Annotated in this window: 26 protein-coding genes; 13 read left to right on the top strand and 13 right to left on the bottom strand. The window is 45.7% G+C overall.

The features are described from left to right. Nucleotides 1-175 precede the first annotated feature (175 nt). From OC538_RS10095 to OC538_RS10065, 7 genes are all read right to left on the bottom strand, one after another. On the bottom strand, nucleotides 176-916 hold the full coding sequence (locus OC538_RS10095) for an HAD-IIB family hydrolase (protein ID WP_251692984.1): 741 nt from the start codon (nucleotides 914-916) through the stop codon (nucleotides 176-178). Beyond that, nucleotides 885-2102 carry a glycosyltransferase gene (locus OC538_RS10090; RefSeq protein WP_251692986.1) on the bottom strand — a complete coding sequence of 406 codons (1218 nt, stop codon included), beginning with the start codon at nucleotides 2100-2102 and terminating at the stop codon, nucleotides 885-887. Before OC538_RS10090 ends, OC538_RS10095 begins: the two co-directional genes overlap by 32 nt. 150 nt (nucleotides 2103-2252) lie before the next feature. Continuing rightward, nucleotides 2253-3443 carry an alanyl-tRNA editing protein gene (locus OC538_RS10085; protein WP_251692988.1) on the bottom strand — a complete coding sequence of 397 codons (1191 nt, stop codon included), beginning with the start codon at nucleotides 3441-3443 and terminating at the stop codon, nucleotides 2253-2255. Between the two features lie 64 nt (nucleotides 3444-3507). Then, a complete protein-coding gene (locus OC538_RS10080; protein ID WP_251692990.1) occupies nucleotides 3508-3867 on the bottom strand; it encodes a hypothetical protein in 360 nt (119 codons plus the stop codon). Nucleotides 3868-4002: 135 nt separating this feature from the next. After that, complete coding sequence (locus OC538_RS10075; protein ID WP_251692992.1) at nucleotides 4003-4737, bottom strand: hypothetical protein; 735 nt, start codon at nucleotides 4735-4737, stop codon at nucleotides 4003-4005. Beyond that, entirely contained in the window at nucleotides 4737-5264 is a 528-nt protein-coding gene (locus tag OC538_RS10070; protein WP_251692994.1) for an RNA polymerase sigma factor, read from the bottom strand. The genes OC538_RS10075 and OC538_RS10070 overlap by 1 nt, the downstream gene beginning before the upstream one ends. A 99-nt stretch (nucleotides 5265-5363) precedes the next feature. Then, nucleotides 5364-6275, bottom strand: a complete 912-nt coding sequence (locus tag OC538_RS10065) for an EamA family transporter (protein WP_251692996.1) — start codon at nucleotides 6273-6275, stop codon at nucleotides 5364-5366. A 321-nt stretch (nucleotides 6276-6596) separates the two neighbouring features. Between OC538_RS10065 and OC538_RS10060 the strand changes: the two genes are divergently transcribed. From OC538_RS10060 to OC538_RS10050, 3 genes are read left to right on the top strand one after another with little or no spacing between them, the layout of a single operon-like run. Further along, a complete protein-coding gene (locus OC538_RS10060; RefSeq protein WP_251692998.1) occupies nucleotides 6597-6797 on the top strand; it encodes a PLDc N-terminal domain-containing protein in 201 nt (66 codons plus the stop codon). After that, the gene (locus tag OC538_RS10055; protein ID WP_251693000.1) at nucleotides 6794-7696 is read left to right on the top strand and encodes an ABC transporter ATP-binding protein; all 903 of its coding nucleotides are present in this window, start codon (nucleotides 6794-6796) and stop codon (nucleotides 7694-7696) included. The genes OC538_RS10060 and OC538_RS10055 overlap by 4 nt, the downstream gene beginning before the upstream one ends. Then, on the top strand, nucleotides 7693-8475 hold the full coding sequence (locus OC538_RS10050; protein WP_251693002.1) for an ABC transporter permease: 783 nt from the start codon (nucleotides 7693-7695) through the stop codon (nucleotides 8473-8475). The genes OC538_RS10055 and OC538_RS10050 overlap by 4 nt, the downstream gene beginning before the upstream one ends. A gap of 99 nt (nucleotides 8476-8574) precedes the next feature. On the opposite strand, the gene OC538_RS10045 is transcribed toward OC538_RS10050, so the two are convergent. Then, a complete protein-coding gene (locus OC538_RS10045; RefSeq protein WP_251693004.1) occupies nucleotides 8575-8802 on the bottom strand; it encodes a hypothetical protein in 228 nt (75 codons plus the stop codon). Nucleotides 8803-8942: 140 nt separating this feature from the next. On the opposite strand from OC538_RS10045, the gene OC538_RS10040 reads away from it, so the two are divergent. Then, complete coding sequence (locus tag OC538_RS10040) at nucleotides 8943-9440, top strand: general stress protein (protein ID WP_251693006.1); 498 nt, start codon at nucleotides 8943-8945, stop codon at nucleotides 9438-9440. Between the two features lie 49 nt (nucleotides 9441-9489). Here OC538_RS10040 and OC538_RS10035 read toward each other — a convergent pair whose 3' ends face one another. Continuing rightward, complete coding sequence (locus OC538_RS10035; RefSeq protein WP_251693008.1) at nucleotides 9490-9690, bottom strand: CsbD family protein; 201 nt, start codon at nucleotides 9688-9690, stop codon at nucleotides 9490-9492. 208 nt (nucleotides 9691-9898) lie between these two features. On the opposite strand from OC538_RS10035, the gene OC538_RS10030 reads away from it, so the two are divergent. After that, on the top strand, nucleotides 9899-10294 hold the full coding sequence (locus tag OC538_RS10030) for a hypothetical protein (RefSeq protein WP_251693010.1): 396 nt from the start codon (nucleotides 9899-9901) through the stop codon (nucleotides 10292-10294). Here the strand turns inward: OC538_RS10030 and OC538_RS10025 are convergent. After that, entirely contained in the window at nucleotides 10204-11355 is a 1152-nt protein-coding gene (locus OC538_RS10025; RefSeq protein WP_251693012.1) for a PQQ-dependent sugar dehydrogenase, read from the bottom strand. The two genes, OC538_RS10030 and OC538_RS10025, sit on opposite strands and share 91 nt — an antisense overlap. A 130-nt stretch (nucleotides 11356-11485) precedes the next feature. On the opposite strand from OC538_RS10025, the gene OC538_RS10020 reads away from it, so the two are divergent. The 4 genes from OC538_RS10020 to tatC are packed head-to-tail and all read left to right on the top strand — an operon-like array spanning nucleotide 11486 to nucleotide 15086. Beyond that, on the top strand, nucleotides 11486-12238 hold the full coding sequence (locus OC538_RS10020) for a gluconate 2-dehydrogenase subunit 3 family protein (protein WP_251693014.1): 753 nt from the start codon (nucleotides 11486-11488) through the stop codon (nucleotides 12236-12238). Nucleotides 12239-12253: 15 nt separating this feature from the next. Continuing rightward, nucleotides 12254-13966 (top strand): GMC family oxidoreductase, encoded by a 1713-nt coding sequence (locus OC538_RS10015; RefSeq protein ID WP_251693016.1) that lies wholly within the window; start codon nucleotides 12254-12256, stop codon nucleotides 13964-13966. Nucleotides 13967-13985: 19 nt separating this feature from the next. Then, nucleotides 13986-14180, top strand: a complete 195-nt coding sequence (gene tatA / locus OC538_RS10010) for a twin-arginine translocase TatA/TatE family subunit (protein WP_251693018.1) — start codon at nucleotides 13986-13988, stop codon at nucleotides 14178-14180. Between the two features lie 12 nt (nucleotides 14181-14192). Continuing rightward, entirely contained in the window at nucleotides 14193-15086 is an 894-nt protein-coding gene (tatC, locus tag OC538_RS10005) for a twin-arginine translocase subunit TatC (RefSeq protein WP_251693020.1), read from the top strand. Nucleotides 15087-15136: 50 nt separating this feature from the next. Here the strand turns inward: tatC and OC538_RS10000 are convergent, their stop codons facing one another. Both OC538_RS10000 and OC538_RS09995 read right to left on the bottom strand, forming a co-directional pair. After that, nucleotides 15137-15328, bottom strand: a complete 192-nt coding sequence (locus OC538_RS10000; RefSeq protein ID WP_251693022.1) for a hypothetical protein — start codon at nucleotides 15326-15328, stop codon at nucleotides 15137-15139. Nucleotides 15329-15557: 229 nt separating this feature from the next. Next, nucleotides 15558-15698: a hypothetical protein gene (locus OC538_RS09995; RefSeq protein ID WP_251693024.1), complete on the bottom strand. Its 141-nt coding sequence runs from the start codon at nucleotides 15696-15698 to the stop codon at nucleotides 15558-15560. Nucleotides 15699-15897: 199 nt separating this feature from the next. Here OC538_RS09995 and OC538_RS09990 point away from each other — a divergent pair, with 199 nt between their 5' ends. The 4 genes from OC538_RS09990 to OC538_RS09975 all read left to right on the top strand — a co-directional run bounded on the left by OC538_RS09990 (nucleotide 15898) and on the right by OC538_RS09975 (nucleotide 18807). Then, the gene (locus tag OC538_RS09990; protein ID WP_262174912.1) at nucleotides 15898-16947 is read left to right on the top strand and encodes a hypothetical protein; all 1050 of its coding nucleotides are present in this window, start codon (nucleotides 15898-15900) and stop codon (nucleotides 16945-16947) included. Nucleotides 16948-17044: 97 nt separating this feature from the next. Then, nucleotides 17045-17635 (top strand): nucleotidyltransferase domain-containing protein, encoded by a 591-nt coding sequence (locus tag OC538_RS09985; RefSeq protein WP_251693027.1) that lies wholly within the window; start codon nucleotides 17045-17047, stop codon nucleotides 17633-17635. 46 nt (nucleotides 17636-17681) lie between these two features. Beyond that, nucleotides 17682-18209, top strand: a complete 528-nt coding sequence (locus tag OC538_RS09980; protein ID WP_251693029.1) for a cysteine hydrolase family protein — start codon at nucleotides 17682-17684, stop codon at nucleotides 18207-18209. Between the two features lie 262 nt (nucleotides 18210-18471). After that, nucleotides 18472-18807 carry a L,D-transpeptidase gene (locus OC538_RS09975; protein ID WP_251693030.1) on the top strand — a complete coding sequence of 112 codons (336 nt, stop codon included), beginning with the start codon at nucleotides 18472-18474 and terminating at the stop codon, nucleotides 18805-18807. A gap of 40 nt (nucleotides 18808-18847) precedes the next feature. Here OC538_RS09975 and OC538_RS09970 read toward each other — a convergent pair whose 3' ends face one another. Continuing rightward, a complete protein-coding gene (locus tag OC538_RS09970) occupies nucleotides 18848-19180 on the bottom strand; it encodes a winged helix-turn-helix transcriptional regulator (RefSeq protein WP_251693032.1) in 333 nt (110 codons plus the stop codon). Between the last annotated feature and the right edge of the window lies 1 nt (nucleotide 19181).

Here is a 19181-nt window from a genome sequence, read left to right as displayed (position 1 = left end):
AGTGGTGATAAATTTTCAAGTTGGCGTGATTCCGTGAGAATCGGTGGTAAAGCTCGCAAAGTTGATGGTAATCCCCCGATTCGGTGATAAACCATAGAGATTCGGTGATAAACCACCTAGATTCGGTGATAACGCCCCACAAGTCGGTGATAAACCGCCGAGATTCGGTGACAACTCATCCAACAGACTCCCGCCCCTCCCCATAAAAGTGTAGCCACGCTTCGTGAATGCCCCCCGCACAGTTTTCATTTGCTCGAAAAAGATTCTCGCAAGGCTCCATTTCCAGCAGCTCGGGCTGGGCGTTGCCGACGATGACGGAAGGGTGGCCGAGGGAAAGCATGTCCCTGTCATTGCCAGAATCGCCTGCGATCAGCAACTGGACCCCATCCATCGCATACCGTTCGAGTGCATATTCCAATGCATTCCCTTTGCCTGCTCCAAAAGGAAGTACGTCAATATCCCGGTTTGAGCTGAAGATGAACGTATGTGGAATCGCCTGGGCATCGAGTGCTTCCCGGAATTCATCCACCGCCCCGATATCATCAGACACAGTAAAGGAAACACGTCGATCATCGGGTAGCTCCTGTCTTTTCAAAGAAGGAAAAGTGGCCGCAATTTCGGCAATCATCTCAGGCTGCCAATCTTTCTGCATTCGCTCTTTCCAATCCGAAACTTCCATTAACCCGTCGGCATGATAAATAGACGTACCCACATCCGTTATAAGCAGATCGGGCATCGGCAACCCTTCTGCCGCGATAAGCGATTGGGCGGAGGGAAAATGCCTGCCAGTCACATAGAAGAGCGCGATCTCATGAGGCGCGCTGTTAAAGTACTCAAGCAGTCGCCCGAGCGCATCCACATCACCGACAAACGTTCCATCCAAATCAGTCGCTAGCAAATACTTTTTGTTTTTCAAACATGACCACCTCATACAATTCATCCATTTTCTTGGCGACAGTGTCCCAATCGAATTCCCGCCGCGCATAGGCAGCAGCACGCCTTCCGAGGGCACGGGCGAACTCATTATTTGCTGCAAGTAGCTTCATGGCGAATGCCAAATGCTCATGGTTTTCCTTTTCAATGTGGATGCCCGTCTCTCGATGGCGGACAACGTCCTGTAAACCTCCAACTTTCGAAGCGATGACAGGGCTTCCGCATGCTTGCGCTTCCGCAGCGACCATTCCGAACGATTCGTACGTAGAAGGTACAATGACGGCGGTCGCTTCGTTGAATAGATCAGCCAATTGGCGTTGGGTACGGGCTCCGATGAATTCGATATTCCGTTCCAATCCCTTAACCGCCTTTTTCAATTTAGGATCGGCCGGCAGTTTCTTTTGCATATCAATTTTATCCGGGTCTCCTCCTGCAATGACGAGCTTTGCGGATGGCGGCAGCTCATGCCGCTCCATTAGTAGTCTGAAGGCTTGAAGAAGCGTGTAGATTCCTTTCGTCTTTTCCAGCCTTCCCGCAAATGCGAAAAATGGCTGCCGTTTTTCCTTTTCGATAGTTGGCTTGAAGTTCTTGTCAACCCCTATGGGAATGACTTTAATGGGGGAAGGGTCTGCAACGAAGCTATGAATTAATTTCTTTTCGGTTGCAGTCGTAGCGACTACAGTGTCAGCTAACTGCAATATCAATTGCTCAGCGTCCATTCTTTTGGCTTCCCGAACGCCCGTCGCTTGCTCTTTGGCAATTGCTAGCGAGTGGGAAGTGTGAATCCATGGCAATCCATATTCCTCTGCCACTTTCGCGCCAAGAAGCCCGGAAAGCCAATAATGAGTATGCATCAAGTCATAGGACGACAAGTCGATTCGAGAACGCATTTCGTCATAAAAATCGTACAGCATGTCGTACATCTGGTTCTTCGGTACAAAGCCCTTCACCCCTGCCGATACACGGATTACTCGACATTTGGAGCCGAATTCCTCTATAGCAGGCGTTTTTGCATCAGCCCAATGGGTAATGACATCCACTGTATGGCCTTTTTTATCCAATGAAAGTGCTAACTGTTTTACGTAATTATTTTGTCCGCCTGCCTGTTCGCCTCCAAGCGGTGCAAGCGGATCGCCGTGATCAGAAATGAATACGATTCTTTTCTTCATGTAAATCTCTCCTTCGAAGATATCAGAAGTATCCTTGTATCTAATGTCTTTATATACCCTTATTGACAAATAGAAAACATAGTTAGAGAGCAAGCTTTACAATAAAATAAACTCCTCCCGGTAAGATAATCGGGAGGAGCCACATATCAATTAGTTGCCAATCGTATTCTCCATCACATTCAAGAGTTCTTCTGCAGTCATTGTCCGCTCGCCGCCACCTTGGACAAATGCATCATTTCCGCCACCTTTTCCGTTGAGTAAAGGCAAGGCTGAAGCGGAAACCAGTTTCATGCTTGTCTCGGCGGATGCGCCCCGGGCCGCAACGAATTGAAGACGTTCTTCATTTTCGGCAACGAGAAGGGCGATTGCCGAATCATCCTCCGTTACAATCATCCGTGCCAATTGTTGCAGCTCTTGTACAGTCCGATTACTAAATGAGGCTTTTACAATGTTGCCATTCTTATTATCCAATAAGTTTTTCATCTCGAAGAACAATAACTCTTCCTTTGCACTTTCCAATGCTTTTTCCAATGAATGATGAGAAGCTACTAATCGCTCGATTGCAACGCTTACACCTTCCTCAGGTGCGCTCAGCAGTTTGGAAGCTGTGGACAGCTCTTCATGCTTGCGATGCAGCTGTTGTAGAACCCGACCGCCACAAGCAAAGTGGACACGGACTTTCCGCTTCTGTTTTTCCGTGGAGAGGATTTTCAGCAACCCGATTTGCCCTGTCGAAGAAGGATGGGTGCCCCCGCAGCCGTTATAGTCGAAATCGGGTATAATGACGAGCCTGATCTCATCTGTCACGGCCAATTGTTTACGAAGCGAATACTCCGAAAGCTCGTCTTCCGTCACCCATTTTGTTTCAATAGGACGGTTTTCCAAAATGATATCATTCGCAAGCTTTTCAGCAGCAGCTAATTGCTCTGCTGTCACTTTTTCCGCGTCCAAGTCAATGGAAACGAGTCCTTTGCCTAGATGAAAACTGACTGTTTGGAATCCGAAAAGCCGGACAAAAGCAGCCGTCAAAATATGCTGCCCCGCATGCTGCTGCATATGGTCGAAACGGCGCTCCCAATCGATCTCGCCTACCACATCCTCTTTGGAATGAAGCTCTTCTTCAAGAAAATGACGGATTTCACCGTCCATCTCCTCCACATCAATCACTCGGATTCCTTCAATAGTTCCTGTATCATGCGGCTGCCCGCCGCCGGTCGGGTAAAACGCCGTGTTGTTCAATACGACATAGGGGCGCCCCTCCGGATCCATCCCATTTCCGATAATACGTGCACTAAATGACTGTTTATAGTTGTCTTGATAATAAATGCGATCCTTTAACATAAACCTGTCTCCTTGTGTAATCCGTTTACAAACAGTGTACAACAAACAGAAAAGGGCTTCCCACTTATTTCAGTGAGAAGCTCCGTACATTTTTTGTGCGAAAGGAAAGGATTCTTTCGACTAACCGATCATATTTATCTTTCCATAATACTCTCATTGCCAATGTCAGGAATAATAGAAAACCTAGAAGAACCAGTGAAACGATACTTGTTAATTGAAAGAACACCATCTCTTTGAAGCCGCCTAGCCCCATGGAGATGATAATGCTGCTGACAAAAACGATGAAACAGATCGGCAACATTTGTATGAATATATCCTGGTTCCTTCTTTTTAAATACTTCATCGTGAAAGGTGTAATGAATGCGATCAGTGTTATATATAATAAAACGATCAGCGTGTCGATGATAATCATGAAAATATCCATGCCCAAGAGCCTCCTTGCTATCTACTTCTCAATCTATACCCTATCTTCTTATAACATATGCATAAGAGCAGGCGAATCTACTTTTATACCTAAAAAAAAAGAAGGGGAAAAAGGATCCCCCCTTCTAGACTCCGTTCATTCGATAATTTCAAAGCTCTGTAGCATGTGATAGAACCTTGCACCATGGCCTTCTGCTGCTTCTAGGAAATAGTTCTCGGTAATGACAAAGCTCCCATCCTTGCCGTTGCTGATGACGTACACATCAATAACCTTTCCATCCCAAGTCGACTCAGTCAGTCCATGCAGCCAGAAACCTTCGACCGGCTCCGAGACCGTTTCAACTTCCCGCAGATCAGGGAAATCGACCTTCAACTTTTCCTCAAGCTCCTTCACAAGCGTTTCCGGTTTATCGGTTGGATATTGTTTGATTTCCATACTCACTTCAGGATATTTTTCAGGAAGAGGTTCGATTGTCGTAATGACATCGGAATCTTCCCCTTTGATCATTTTATAACGGGATTCATCCACATAAATGATATACTCGGAATCTTTTCCTTCATTCAAATGGACTTCCGTCGGCTCGTCCTGTCCTTCGATGCTTTGAATGATCTCCTTTTCGGGGACGAACATATCCTTAATGCCTTTGATCAACGCCAGGCCAGGGTCCGTCTGCAAGGTGAACGCAAGGACGAGTGCTGCCGCTGCAATGAGTATTGCAGGTATCCATCGTTTTTTTCTTTTCATTGTTGTCCTACTCCCTTCAAATAGCTCCTCGTTGATTTCATTCCAAATATCATCCTTCAGTTCATGTACATCCACATCGGTATGTTGTTCAAGCTCCCTCTTTATCCGATCATCAAATTTGCTCATCAGGACATATCCTCCTCTCGAGTAGCTTCCAATTGCTCTTTCAACCGCTTTCTTCCTTTGAATAATCGCGACTTTACGGTGTTCTGATTCATCCCTAAAATATCCGCAATCTCTTTTTCGGAAAATCCTTTGATGTATTTCAAGATAAGCGGAATACGATGAGTATCGTCCAATGCTTGAATAATATCGTAAAGCTCCGTCAATTGATCGAACGATTCCTCTACGAGGGAAGGGTCGTTTTCTTGTGTTTCGATAGTTGAAAGAGGGGATTCCCTTTTCAGTAAACGAAGACATTCATTCGTCAATATCCGATAAAACCAAGGATCGAATGGCAATGTTGGATTATAGCTGCCGATTTGCCTATACACCCGGATAAACGTTTCCTGCACCGCATCTTTCGCCATCTCTCGGTTGCGGGTGATTGCGCTTGCCGTCCGGATTGCCGGACCCGCATACGCTTCATAAAATTGACGGAATGCGGCTTGGTCGCCCGCCCGTATTTTCCGAACCCACTTTTCCTGCTGCACGCGGCACACTCCTTTCAGAACAACCTAGTTTGTTGCTCTCACTATATATACCCTCAGGTTTGCCGAAAAGTTTTCAGCGAAACAAAAAAACCACATCACTTACTCAAGTGATGTGGAAATCTCCTCAATCTTTTTCAATCGTATCCGTCGATTAGCGATACTAGGCAATGTCATCCCGATAAGGATGATCACAATTCCCGTAATCTGCAGAACGGTCATATGCTCATGCAGTAATATCATCGACACAGTAACAGCGACCGGCAGTTCAATCGCGCTTAATATTGACGCCATCCCTGTCCCGACTTTTGGAATGCCGATGGAGAAGAGCAGGATCGGCAAAATGATGCCGAACACTCCTAAAATCAGGCCATAAATCCATAAGCCGTTCAGCAATGTACCGTCCCAGACGATTTGAGGCTCTTGAAAGAAGGTGATGGCGACAGCGGCGAAGAATGACATGAACAATAGCCTAGTGATCATGTCCATCCCTCCAACTTGCCGCTGATTCACCATGAGGAATGCCGAGAAACTGACTGCCGAAACCATTCCCCAAGCCCATCCTTGCCAAGGGATGCCGCTTAAGTCGGCATCGACAACGCCTGCAGCTAAAATCGTACCTCCGAATAAAAACAGTAGTGAAATGACTTCAATTCGTTTCGGAAGTCGCCGGCGGGCGATGCAATCGAAAAGCATGCCGATCCATGTAAATTGAAAGAGCATGACGACTGCGAGGGAAGCGGGCATCAAGCTGACAGCTTTCCCATAAACTGTTCCTGTGATTGCTGTTAGCAGACCGGCGATGACCAGCGTAAAACCGCCGCCGAACTTCGGAAGTGTCCGTCGAGTGAAGAGATAAATGAGTACGGCTAATAGAAAACCGGTATAGTATTGGCTCGTTACTGCCTGGGGTGCTGTAAACCCGTCCGCAATGGCCAATTTAATGATAGTTGAAAGAATTCCATAGCTGCACGCCCCAAGAATGACGAACAGCGGATACATCCATAGTTTCATCTTGCAACCTCCAGTTCCAGTTCACGCAATAGTATAACACGGTTGGTCGAAATCAGTGCGGGTAGTCAATCTGTAGGACCCGCGTCCAAAGGTGGTATTCCCGCGTCCAAAGAGTGCGGCTTGGCGTCCAAAGCAGATCGTGACACATCCAAACCGAGCGATCCCGCGTCCATAGCAAGTGTTTACGCGTCCAAAATAAGCTATCCGCCATTAACAGTGATTACAGTTTGCACTATTTTTAAAAAACTTTAATTTGTTATATACAACATATAACAAGCGTGTTATACTCAATCTATAACAAACGGAGAGGTTGTGACGTTCATGTCTGAACTTGCAAACATACCTTGGAATCTAATTTTACCGATTCTTGTACTTCAACTCATCCTGGCGGTTGTCGCTTTGATTGATGTCATCAGAAATCAGCGGACAAACGGGCCGTTCATCATGTGGATTTTCATCATATTGCTCGTCAACATCGTTGGACCGATTTTGTATTTCATCTTCGGGAGGAAGCAATCATGACCAATTTGCTGCAGGTGCATGATCTAGAGAAAAACTATGGGAGTCATAATGCCGTGGCTTCTATTACATTCGAATTGGCGGAAGGGACATCAACGGCATTGATAGGTCCGAATGGAGCAGGGAAGACAACGACATTATCCATGCTCGCGGGTCTAGTCACGCCGACGAATGGATCCATTTTATTCCGAGGGAAACCAAAGCCGGATATCCGGGCATCTATCGGCTACCTTCCTCAATATCCCAAATTCTTCCCTTGGCTGACAGCACTTGAATTCACGGAGATGGCTGCAGTGTTAAGTGGTGTCGAAAAAAGGAAGGCATTAGCGGAAGCGAAAAAGACACTTGAGTTTGTCGGACTTGGGGATGCGATGAAAAAAAGGGCGGGAACGTTTTCCGGCGGGATGAAGCAACGTCTCGGATTGGCGCAGGCGATCGTTCATGAACCGGAGCTGCTGCTATTGGATGAGCCTGTGTCAGCGCTCGACCCGGTCGGACGGCGCCAGGTGATGAACTTATTGAAGGAACTTCAACAGAAGACGACCATCTTATATTCGACTCACATTTTGAATGATGCGGAAGAAATGACTGACCAACTGTTATTCCTAAGGAAAGGTGTCCTCGTTGAAAATGGATCGCTCGATTCCATCCGTGAGAAATACGCCAACCCTCGTATTCTCATCGATTTTGAGTCGGACATAGAGGCTGAAAGGTTTACCGCAATTTCCCCTTGGGCAGTCAGATTGGAAAAGAAGCAAGTATCCATCGATGCAGGCAAGGATGAGGTAAGTACGTCTGAAGTGGTAGCGTTATTGCATACAGAGTCTCTGCATATACGGAAAGTGGAATTGCAGACGGCTAGCTTGGAAGAAATTTTCATGAAAGTGGCGGTGGAGGAATGAGCAGCTTTAATGCATTATTGCACAAGGAATTACGGGAAAACATCCGTAATTTTAAAATGTATTGGATTCCGATTGTGTTCGTCATCTTTGGAATACTAGAGCCGATCTCGAACCATTTCCTCCCTGAAATTATGAAAAGCGTTGGTAACCTGCCGGAAGGGACAGATTTCGTCTGGCCGGAATTCCGGGGAGAAGATATTTTTGTTTCATTAATGGGCCAATACCAGTTGATCGGCATCCTCGTTATAATCCTCGCTTTCATGGGATCAATTTCAGGAGAGCGAAAAACCGGGACGGCAACGCTTCTATACGTGAGGCCGATGTCGTTTAGTCAATATTTCCTCAGTAAATGGATTGTCGTCAATGCGATTGTGTTGGCAAGTGTGTGGTTAGGTTTTTTTGCGGCATGGTATTATATCCGAATTTTATTCAACTCAGTGGCGGCAGGGGAAGTCTTCGCGTTTCTAGGGACTTATAGTTTATGGTTGGTCTTTGCTGTGACAGTTGTCCTTGCATTCAGCGCTTGTATGTCTACGGGAGGGGCGGCGGGGCTTTCAATTCTGGTCCTGCTCGTTTTCCAGGTCATTGACAGTATACTCGGCACGTACTGGACGGTGTCCCCATGGAAATTGAGCACGTATGCATCGAATGCATTCGGTGCATCTGATGGTCAGTCAGCTTATTGGATGAGTGTTGGACTTACGGGTATTCTCATTATTGTACTTGTCTTTTTCGGTATGTACATGGCGAAACGGAATGCTGCCAAGACCTTAGTCTAATCGTTATCTGACATTTCCCGGGGAATATCGACACCTAACGACATAATGTTTGCATTAAAAAGTAGAGGGCTTGGAAATTCCACCTCTACTTTTTTGCGATTATTTATATTTCTCCTCGCTGGAAGAACTGCTTTTCGTATCACGGTGATGGTCTTCCTCATGTTCTTCCAATCTTACATCCTCCAAAGGAATCGAATCGACGGTTTGCATATCCTCGTGCATGTCGTAGATGCTCTCCTTGTCAGTCGGCAAATTCTCTGGGTTGTCCATAAAGGGACCTTCGGCATTTTTTCGATCTTCTGAAGTGAAGGGTTTTTTCTTATTCATTGAAAGCACTTCCTTTCTTTCCTTATTCTATTCACGTGATTTGCCTGTACTAAACATTAAAATACAGACAAACAAAATGTGTTTTCAGTCGAATCTAGGGGTAAAGTATTAAAAATAAATTAAAAAGGAGTGTGTGAAACGTGGACAAGAGATACGTCGGTACGTTGAATAAAATTGATGCTGCACTCTACAAGATTACCGAACTCACATCGCAAGGTTATTCTGAAGAACAAATCCATGCCGTTGCAAATACGGATGATGATCTCGCACAACTGCGAAGACAAACGTTTGTCGCTTTGGATGGAAGGGAAGAAGAGAATTTTCTTGATCGATTCAAGGGAATGTTTATTGACAATGGAACAAAGCAACAAATGATATTCGAAGAGATGGGTTTCTCAAAGCGGGAAGCTGAAAGCATCTATGATGAAATGAAGGACGGCGGCATTGCAATTTTTGTCGAAGATGTCGAACCCGAACTGGCAATGGAAGGGCGTGGAGGCGGTGAAGTCGAAGACACGGAAAGGGATAGTAGGGCACAAATGACAGACAGCGGTGAAATGCTGTCAGGCGATAACATCTTGCAACCGAGGGATGAGAATGCCGGGACGGTCCCGCGAATCAATACTGATCATTTATAATGAAGGGAAGGCTGCCTCCCTTTAAGGAGACAGCCCACCTTTTGTTACTTTAGCGACGCTCATTTTTGTAATTGCCGAAACGATCCTTGAATTCGCCGATTTCCTGCTGTGCTTCGCCTTTCAATTTATCCAGTTTTCCTTCAGCCTGCAGCATTGGATCGTCCGTCGCGTTACCAAATTGGTCTTTTGCTTCACCTTTGACTTTATTCACGACGCCTTTGAACTTGTCTGAGTTTCCTCTTTCGCTCATGATAAAACCTCCTCAAAGAGTAGTAGTTTTTAAATACCCCATAGGGAAAAAGGCAAACGTAAAAATTTAATGGTTTAAGATTCCCGAACTGGCAAGAGTGGATAGTCCTTGAAAATTATGTCGTAAATTTGGATGAACTTACCTGTTCCGGTATTTAAGTGATTTATATAATAGAAGTGTACATATAGCATTTCTTGGAGGAGATGGAATGATAAGAAAAGGTCGTTTTGCAGTTTGGAACGGTAAAGAATATCCCATCGTATCCCAACGACGTAAATATTTTTTGCAGTCTGGGAATCCGGAAGACAAGGAAATAGGATTTGTTGAAATGGGAACGAATGGTCATTTATTCAAGGAAGTCGACACGGATGTATTGGAAGACGCTTATGAAGTTTTCCCATATGCCATTCTGTCGGGTCATCGTTTTGCGGTGGAGAGTTATGAGCAGGAGACAGGCATGGTGACGTTCGTGACGAATAATCCATTCGCCCATAAGAAAGTCGCTGTAAGTCCTTACGGCAAAGATGGATTTCGAATTGATCTTCCGCTGGACGAAGTTGTAATCTTGGAAGACCGCATTCCTATTTTAAGATTTGAAGAATGAATCAGGACAGATGAAGGAAGATGTAATCTTCCTTCATCTGCTATTTTTTTGATGTTCGCAAACGTATACAAAACATCATCCGATTCTGAAGGGCTTCCCCGCCCATCTGTGTTATTGGAAATGAAGTAAAGTGACTCCCCGTCCGAATGGATATCCCGAATACGACCATAGCCTTCAATTTTTTCTGCAATCTCCATCGTTTCCGGGTCAATCACTAAAATGGCTTCCCCTCTGAGAGCCGCAACATATAGCAGGCCGTTGTGAAACGTCATTCCGGACGGCGCCCATGTCTCGTTTGTCCCCGAAGTGAGCAGCGGCGAAAGCATGCCTTGCTTGCTCTCAATCCCTTCGATTTCGGGCCATCCATAATTTCCACCTTGAACAATCTTGTTTATTTCGTCATTTGCGGACTGCCCATGCTCCGAAGAATAAAGTTCCCCCTCCGCATTCCATGCAAGCCCTTGTGGATTGCGGTGCCCCAAACTGACAATGGTGACACTGCCCTCATCCTGCAGTTTTACTATTTTACCGTTGAATGAATTCGGGTCTTGTGCATTTTCAGGAGCAGCTCCGTCACCAATCGTGGCAAAAAGAACCCCTTCCGGTGATAATGCAAGCCGTCCCCCGTGATGGACAGGCCCTGATTCAATTCCATCCAAAAGGATTTCCGTCTCCTCCCATTCCTCTCCGGCGTACTTCAGCGTCACAATTCGATTGACGGGAGCTCCGTCCGAATTGTACGTGTAATACGCATAGGCGAGTCCGGATTCAACGAAATCATCGTGAAGAACAAACCCCAGCAATCCTGCTTCTGCAGCATTTGAAAGTGGATCTGACAGACGTACTTCCTCCCGTATCGTTTTCCCGTTCTTCTCGACTCTTACAATCGCCCCAGCCCTTTCTGAAATGAAAAAACGTTCCCCGTCGGAAGCAATAGACCAGGGGGCTTCCAGATTCGTGGCCAGTCGTTTGGCAGGAATATAGGTTGCAGCCGTTTTACCATTCAAAGAACAACCCGCCAATACCGCTAGACTCATGATGAATAAAAGAAGCTTCTTCAATTGAAACATCTCCTTCCAAAGGCACTATTTCAGAACAATATACCGCAATTGGATAATTTATGCTCGAATTGTATGAAACCTATAAAAAATCGGACATGCTAGATGGCACATACAGGAAGGAGGAAACAAAATGGCTAATGAACAAAAAGGAGTGTCGAGGCGCGATTTCCTTAAAACGACAGGAATCGCCACAGGAGCATTAGTTGGAGGGGGGCTGATCGGGGGTCTTGTCGGCTATAACGTTAATAAAGACGGAGTGCAAACGAAGGGTGGCACGCAAAACGCGGAAAACCATGATACGACCTCGGTGAAAGGCTTAATGTTCTTCACGAAACGTGCTGATTTCAATATACTTTCCCAAGCCGTTGAACGGATTTTTCCGGAGGACGATCTCGGGCCGGGTGCAATCGGTCTTGGTGTTCCTTATTTTATAGATAACCAGTTGGCGGGAAACTACGGTAGCAACGCGCGCGAGTATATGCAAGGTCCGTTTTTTGCAGGGGAAGCGACACAAGGATATCAAAGCAGGCTGACTCGGGCAGAGATTTTCCGACAGGGAATTGCAATGATGGAAGATGAGGCGCAGAAACGATTTCAGAAAGGATTTACCGAGTTGGATGGCGGGCAAATGGATGAGATTCTTACTTCCATCCAAAAAAACGAAGTGGAGATGAAAGGTGTATCGTCGGAATTCTTTTTCCGGCTGCTCCGCCAAGCGACATTGGAAGGAGCTTATGCCGATCCGATCTATAACGGCAATACGAACATGGACGGGTGGCGGATGAAAGGATTCCCTGGCCATCAAATGGCATATATCAATGTAATCGAAGAAGAGAAGTTTCAAAAGATCGAACCAAAATCAATTAGCAGTATGCAGCATTGACGGAGGGATTAACTGATGGCGAAAACATTGGATAAGGTTGATGTAGTGACGGTAGGAGTCGGTTGGATGGGCGGCATTATCGCAGCCGAATGCGCAAAGGCGGGATTGAAAGTACGCGGGTTGGAAAGAGGGAAACCGCGGGGCACTGAAGATTATCTAATGGTGCATGATGAATATCGGTATGCAATACGCTATGAACTGATGCAGGATTTGTCGAAGGAGACGATTACGTTTCGCAACCATCGTAAAATGCGTGCGCTCCCAATGAGGCAGTTGGGTTCATTTCTCCTTGGCGAGGGTCTTGGCGGTGCGGGAACACACTGGAATGGCCACACTTTCCGCTTCTTGCCTTACGATTTTCAAATTAAGACAATGACCGAGAAAAAATACGGGAAAAACAAACTTTCAAAAGAGTACTTACTGCAGGATTGGGGAGTTACGTACGACGAATTGGAGCCGTATTTTGACAAGTACGAAAAAACGACAGGCATATCGGGAGAAAATACAAACCCATTCGCGGGTAAGCGCTCCTCGGAGTTTCCGACACCGCCGATGAAAAAGACGCCTATTCTGAAAAAGTTTGAAAATGCTACATCTTCCTTGGGCTACCATCCATACATGTTACCGTCCGCAAACCTGTCTGAAGTATACGAAAACCCGGATGGCCAAACAATCGGCGCTTGCCAGTACTGCGGATTTTGCGAACGGTTCGGCTGTGAATATGGGGCAAAAACATCTCCGGAAATTACTGTTGTCCCAACAGCCATGAAAACTGGGAACTTCGATATTACGTTTCATGCGAACGTCGTTGAGGTTCTAAAGTCGGGGAACAAAGTGACGGGTGTTAGATATGTAGACACGCAATCAGGCGAGGAGTTCATCCAGCCTGCCGAAGTGGTAGTCCTCACAAGTTATGTAATGAACAATGCAAAACTACTTATGGTCTCCAAAATCGGTGAGCAATATAATCCCGATACGGGAAGAGGAACACTGGGTAAAAATTATGGATATCAAATTTTACCGACCGTAACCGGATTCTTCAATGAACAGATGAATGTATTCATGGGTGCAGGTGCCCTAGGCATGACAATTGATGATTTCAATGGCGACAGTTTTGATCATTCCGATCTCGATTTCATTCACGGGGCGAGCATTTCAATTACGCAAACCGGATACAGGCCGATACAGATAAATCCGGTTCCGCCAGAAACCCCGGCGTGGGGCTCAGATTTCAAAAAGGCATCGATTGAAAATTATACTCGCATGTTATCAATTGGCGGTCAAGGTGCTTCCATGCCGCATAAGGAAAACTTTATGTCGCTTGACCCAGACTATCGTGATGCATACGGCGTACCGCTTTTGCAGCTGACGTACAACTTCACGGAACAGGACCGCAATATGCATAAGTACCTTACTGACCGGATTGCGGAGATTATGAAGGAAATGGGTGCGAAAACCGTAGTCCCTGGAAATCCTATTTCCGACTATGACATAGTTCCTTATCAAACAACACATAATACGGGTGGAACAATTATGGGCACGGATCCAGCCAATAGTGTTGTCAACACCTATTTGCAGCATTGGGACGCGGAGAATCTATTCGTCGTCGGTGCGGGGAACTTCCCTCATAATGGCGGTTATAACCCAACCGGAACGATTGGCGCATTGGCATATCGCACTGCTGAAGCTATTTTAAAGTACAGCAAAAACGGCGGTTCACTCGTGTGAATGAAGGGAGAAGTTTCATTTGAATTTAGCAGCTATTGGCGTTCCCGGATTAATCATCATCTTAGTCATCGTCCTTATTTTATTCGGGCCTCGAAAGTTACCGGAAGTCGGCTCTGCGGTCGGTAAAACATTGGCAGAATTCAAAAAATCAGCCCGCGACATTCTTGAAGATGAAGAAGTAAAGGATACGCCGAAGAAAACGGATATTCCGTAAGCAGGTGATGAAATGGATCCGTACGGAGATCATAATCGAAGAATAATAAGCCCTCTTGATAAGATGACAGTACAGCAGGAGCAAGATAGTCAACAAGATAAGATGCCTCTGTTAGAGGAGCGAGTTGAAACGGAATCGGATTCGGGGCAGCAGAAGCCGGAACTTTTTATTGAAACTCCGGATAGCAACAATGGGAAGGCGGACAACGATCCAACACTTGTCGAGCACCTGACCGATTTACGCAAACAGCTTATTAAAAGTGCCGTTGTCTTCATTTCCTTTTTTGTCGGTGTATTTGCGACGGTAAACTTATGGTTTCCAATTGCCACGAGAGGGCATGAATTGATTGTCCTCGGACCGATGGAAGTCGTCGTATTCTACATGTCCATCTCGACCGCTTTAGCATTCGGATTATCGCTCCCATTCCTATGCCACTTCTTATGGCAATTCGTGAAGCCGGGGCTTCACTTGAAGGAAAAGCAGTTCCTGAGCCTGTATTCGCCAGTCATGTTCATCTTATTTCTCGGTGGATTGGCATTCGGCTACTTCGTCGTCAATCCACTGAGTTACGGCTTCCTCGTATCGTTAGGAGCCGTGAACTTCACTGTGATGGTGTCTGCACAGGAATATGCGAAGTTCCTGCTTATGACGACGATGCCGATCGGGCTCTTGTTCGAGCTGCCAATCGTCGCCATGTTCCTGGCCGCAATCGGAGTATTGACAGCGCACACATTACGCAAAGTGAGAAAGTGGTCCTATCTCATACTGGCAGTTGTCTCTGCGCTCATCACTCCACCCGATTTCGTCAGCCAGCTCATCATTCTTATCCCGATGATCTTGCTGTACGAGGCGAGCATTTATATCGTACTTCACATGGAGAGGCGCAATATTGCGGTTCAAGAATAAAAGGAGAGGGCGCTTCCAAATGCGCGCCCTCTCCTTTATATTGATTGGATTCAGTTGAATAGACCGCCCAATAAGCCTTTATTCCGACTGGAGGAAGTGGAATTGCGGGAGCTTTTATCGCCTCTCATCGGTGTAGAGCCGAACGAATCGAACTGCTTCGAAAGTTTATTTCTAGCGTCCTTGTTTCTCATCAAATATGCAGCGCCTAAACCAAGTGCGGTCAATGCCATTTTTTTATTCATTATCGTTACCTCCTAGTTTTTAGCTTATAAAATACTTTCCCGATTTGGTAGAGTCTAAACAACGATGATGTACGTATTTTGTGCGGGTGGGCTCTATTATTTCTACAAGGGCTCCTTTATTCGATTAAGGGCTCAATTAATCGTACAAAGGCTCAATTATCGAATGGCGAATTGTCCTCGACAAAAAACGGCACCCATAAAGGATGCGATTCTCCCGTGAGAAAGACACTTATGAATAAGGTGATCCATTTTTTGAGGTGAATGGTTCTGCGAGCGATTCGAACTGCCTCATCAGCTTTCCTCGGACTTTTTTATTTCTCATAAGAAAAGCCGCTCCGATCCCTAATGCCGCTATCGCCATTTTATTCATAAAAACGTCACCTTCCTCACATTGGATTTTGGATCATTGTTAAGATTCCCTACTTCGAAAATTTTATCCGGATATTTCAACGAGTTCAGTACTAAAGAAGCAACTAATTTTCCTTTTGAAAAATAAATTACGCTTTGAAGTAATTTGTTATTGCGTTACGGCATAAAATAAATTACTATACAAAGTAAGGGGTGAGGAAATGGAAAGAGATAATCTTCGGTTGAATGTTTCACTACTAAGGAGAAGGGTGCCGAATTTGACGAGCGCGGCGAAATCGGTCGGTCTTCGGCCAGCGACAGTTTCGAATTTGTGTACGGGTAAAATTTCAGTCGGTAAATCGGAAGTGAGGACACTTGTAGCGCTTGCGGATCTGGCGGGGTGCAGTTTGGATGAATTGATAATCCGGGGGGAGAAAATCGAAATGATTGAAACGAAGATTAAAACATTGGATTTATTTGCACCGTTGGCAAAAGGCGGGACAGTCGGTTTAGTTGCTAGGAAGCAAATGGGTCAACTTGTCGTCATGAGTGAATTATTCTATCGGTTGAAGCGCGAGGGCTATACGACATTCCTATTAATGCCCGAGGGAGATTACCCTGAGTTGGAAGATATATTGGAACACGTGGATATTACAACGAAAACAATTGATGAAACGTATGAGAAAATGGCAGCCCTAGGCCTTGAGAAAGAAATTGCATTTGCAGCAGACAAAAGTCATGTAGTGGCCGGTGGAATCTATGAGCTGCAAGATCGCTTACAGCAAATCGGGATGGAAGCCGTTACGACTTTCCTATTGGACTTAACGGGAGAATCGGTAGATGAGGAGCTTCCATATGGTCCACTTGAAACGCTTTGGCAGTTCGACGCCGATCTATCGGCAAGACACCAATATCCTGCAGTCAATCCGATTGCCTCCACTTCATCTGTACTGGAAGGCTCGCATATGGATCAGAATCATTTCTTCATTCAGCAAAGAGCACAAAAATTATTACGACGTTACCGGGAATTGCGTTCACTTGTTGCGGTAGGCGGAGAAGAGAGGCTGCCGACTTCCGAAGTGCAAACTTACAAACGTGGAGAGCTTTTGGAAGCGTATTTGACTCAACCGTTCTATGTGGCGGAAGAGTACACCGGGCAAATGGGCCAATCAGTGAATCTTCAGGATACATTGAAAGATGTGCAGGCCATATTGGACGGCTCGTTGGATTCACAAGGTATTGAAAATCTAAGTTACATCGGAAAGTTGTGAAAATAGTTTGTGAGGATTCCAACGTTCAGATAAAATAATGAAAAGACAACTGGGAGTGACGCGGTCGCTCCTTTTTTCGAGTATTGGGGGAATTACCTTGGAGACATGTCGAAAAGTTGCGAAATGGATGGGCGGCTATGATCGTCCTTGGGGAATCGCGGGTGGATGGGCAATAGATCTTTTTGTCGGGAATGAAACACGGGAACATTCGGACATCGAAATCGCTGTACTTCGAGAAGATCAACGCAGGTTTAAGAATGTATTAGCCGACTGGTCCTTTCAAAAAGCGGTCAATGGGGAACTCGTTGATTGGGATTTGGAAATGCTTGAGCTGCCGATCCATGAATTACACGGCAACCATAAGAGAAGCGAGGAACGTTTGGAAGTCTTGATAAATGAAGTGGAAAATGAGCAGTGGGTTTTTAGACGTGATCCCACAATCACTTTTCCAAGTTCTACATTATTTTTAAATTCCGAGGAAGGCATTCCTTATTTGAATCCGGCGATTGTCCTTTTATACAAAGCAAAGAATTTTCGTGAGAAGGACGATGCGGATTTTAAAGTAGTAAAGGACTTGCTGAGCCATGAAGATCAGCACTGGCTTTGCAAAGCGCTGGAAACTCATGTACCCGGTCATGAATGGATTTCCAGGTTGCAAGAAGGGATTGAATGCAGCACCGCAGAATGAAAGAGAGAGCGTAAAACATTTCAACTTTTAAGAGGGGGAAGGGACAATGAAGAAGAAGGCGCTTGTCGTAATTGATGTTCAAAATGCAATGTTCATGGAGGAGGATCCTGTCTATCAAGGAGGAGTCTTGATTCAAAACATTAAAGATCTCATAGCAAAAGCCCGTTCCAATGAAACGCCAATATTTTTCATTCAACATAACGAAGGGATGGGGCAGCCGTTGGAGAATGGAACTTTCGGATGGGAGATACATCCTGAACTAGCACCTGGTGAACAGGACACCATCATTCAAAAGACCACGCCGGATTCATTTCACAAGACAGATTTTGAAGAACATCTACAACATCGAAAAGTTGAAAACCTTGTTCTGGCAGGTATTCAAACGGACATTTGCGTAGATACGACGTGCAGGAGGGCATTCAGTATGGGCTATCATGTCACGTTGGTCGCGGATGCCCATAGTACATGGAATTCCGGGAGCCTTTCCGCCCGACAGGTCATTGATCATCATAATAGAGTGCTGAAATGGTTTGCGCGCGTCAAGGAAGCAGGTGATATTCAATTTAATGAATGAAAATGGATGTCGATCGCTATTCTGCGCTCGGTTTTTAGATTAGATTAAATTAAATTAAATTTTTGGCGCGCCCAAAAAGGGCGGTCCCACGTCCAAAGAGAACCCTTGCCGTCCAATGTAAGCCTCCCTGCGTCCATAGAATCTCGCCATGCGTCCAAAGTGATCCGCTTTGCGTCCAAAGAAATCCCCCCACGCCCAGCCCGCCGAAATCCTTTACCGTATCTTATTAGAAACAATCCTTTTTTAAGAAGGTGGGAAGGCAATGGTGCGTTGGATTGATATCTCCGTTGGAAAGCATGAGTTAAAACTATTTGATGGAGATCGATTGCTGAAAAAGTATCCGATCGCCGTTGGGAGGATTGTGTCGTCTACGCCGATCGGGACATTTACAATCATTAATAAACAGCTGAATCCTGGCGGTCCGTTCGGTGCTTATTGGATGGGGCTATCCAAACCCCATTACGGGATTCATGGTACAAATAATCCTTCTTCCATCGGGAAAAACGTCTCGCGCGGCTGTATCCGGATGCATAACAAAGATGTCCTGGAGCTGTCCAAGGAAGTGCTGTTAGGAACGACGGTCGTCATTCATAAATAAGAATATAGACTAAAAGCCGGTTGCTTGGGTGCAATCGGCTTCATTTCGTAGTGGTTGGGGAATCAAGTTCAACCCATTCCTTCGACCACTCTTCAATCTCTTTCATTATCGGCGTCAAAGACATTCCCTTCTCCGTCAATGAATACTCGATGCGCACCGGTGTTTCGGGATATACTTCGCGGACGACGAACCCGCGCTGCTCCAAATCCTTTAGCCGTTCCGTCAACGTTTTTCCGCTCACTCCCAATTTGTCGGTCATCGTGCAAAAGCGCTGCGGACCGGACATGAGTTGGTATAAAATCAACGCAGTCCATCTCTGGCTCAAGATGGAGACAGTCTTTTCAAAGCGTGGACATAGCTCGAATTCATTCATA

The sequence above is a fragment of the Saccharococcus sp. Marseille-Q5394 genome, from assembly GCF_946901335.1.
Classification (GTDB): Bacteria; Bacillota; Bacilli; order Bacillales_A; family Planococcaceae; genus Sporosarcina; species Sporosarcina luteola_C.
The sequence above is the reverse complement of the archived record's forward strand: the minus strand, read 5'-3'. Positions and strand labels throughout refer to the sequence as shown.

Coding starts and splice junctions, on each gene's coding strand:
- OC538_RS10080 (WP_251692990.1), bottom strand. CDS start 3,867: ATGGATATTTTCATGATTATCATCGACACGCTGATCGTTTTATTATAT.
- OC538_RS10055 (WP_251693000.1), top strand. CDS start 6,794: ATGACCAATTTGCTGCAGGTGCATGATCTAGAGAAAAACTATGGGAGT.
- OC538_RS10085 (WP_251692988.1), bottom strand. CDS start 3,443: ATGTTAAAGGATCGCATTTATTATCAAGACAACTATAAACAGTCATTT.
- OC538_RS10060 (WP_251692998.1), top strand. CDS start 6,597: ATGTCTGAACTTGCAAACATACCTTGGAATCTAATTTTACCGATTCTT.
- tatC (WP_251693020.1), top strand. CDS start 14,193: ATGGATCCGTACGGAGATCATAATCGAAGAATAATAAGCCCTCTTGAT.
- OC538_RS09975 (WP_251693030.1), top strand. CDS start 18,472: ATGGTGCGTTGGATTGATATCTCCGTTGGAAAGCATGAGTTAAAACTA.
- OC538_RS10050 (WP_251693002.1), top strand. CDS start 7,693: ATGAGCAGCTTTAATGCATTATTGCACAAGGAATTACGGGAAAACATC.
- OC538_RS09970 (WP_251693032.1), bottom strand. CDS start 19,180: ATGAATGAATTCGAGCTATGTCCACGCTTTGAAAAGACTGTCTCCATC.
- OC538_RS09980 (WP_251693029.1), top strand. CDS start 17,682: ATGAAGAAGAAGGCGCTTGTCGTAATTGATGTTCAAAATGCAATGTTC.
- OC538_RS10000 (WP_251693022.1), bottom strand. CDS start 15,328: ATGAATAAAAAAATGGCATTGACCGCACTTGGTTTAGGCGCTGCATAT.
- OC538_RS10045 (WP_251693004.1), bottom strand. CDS start 8,802: ATGAATAAGAAAAAACCCTTCACTTCAGAAGATCGAAAAAATGCCGAA.
- OC538_RS09995 (WP_251693024.1), bottom strand. CDS start 15,698: ATGAATAAAATGGCGATAGCGGCATTAGGGATCGGAGCGGCTTTTCTT.
- OC538_RS10090 (WP_251692986.1), bottom strand. CDS start 2,102: ATGAAGAAAAGAATCGTATTCATTTCTGATCACGGCGATCCGCTTGCA.
- OC538_RS10035 (WP_251693008.1), bottom strand. CDS start 9,690: ATGAGCGAAAGAGGAAACTCAGACAAGTTCAAAGGCGTCGTGAATAAA.
- OC538_RS10020 (WP_251693014.1), top strand. CDS start 11,486: ATGGCTAATGAACAAAAAGGAGTGTCGAGGCGCGATTTCCTTAAAACG.
- OC538_RS10015 (WP_251693016.1), top strand. CDS start 12,254: ATGGCGAAAACATTGGATAAGGTTGATGTAGTGACGGTAGGAGTCGGT.
- OC538_RS09990 (WP_262174912.1), top strand. CDS start 15,898: ATGGAAAGAGATAATCTTCGGTTGAATGTTTCACTACTAAGGAGAAGG.
- OC538_RS10030 (WP_251693010.1), top strand. CDS start 9,899: ATGATAAGAAAAGGTCGTTTTGCAGTTTGGAACGGTAAAGAATATCCC.
- OC538_RS10075 (WP_251692992.1), bottom strand. CDS start 4,737: ATGAGCAAATTTGATGATCGGATAAAGAGGGAGCTTGAACAACATACC.
- OC538_RS10065 (WP_251692996.1), bottom strand. CDS start 6,275: ATGAAACTATGGATGTATCCGCTGTTCGTCATTCTTGGGGCGTGCAGC.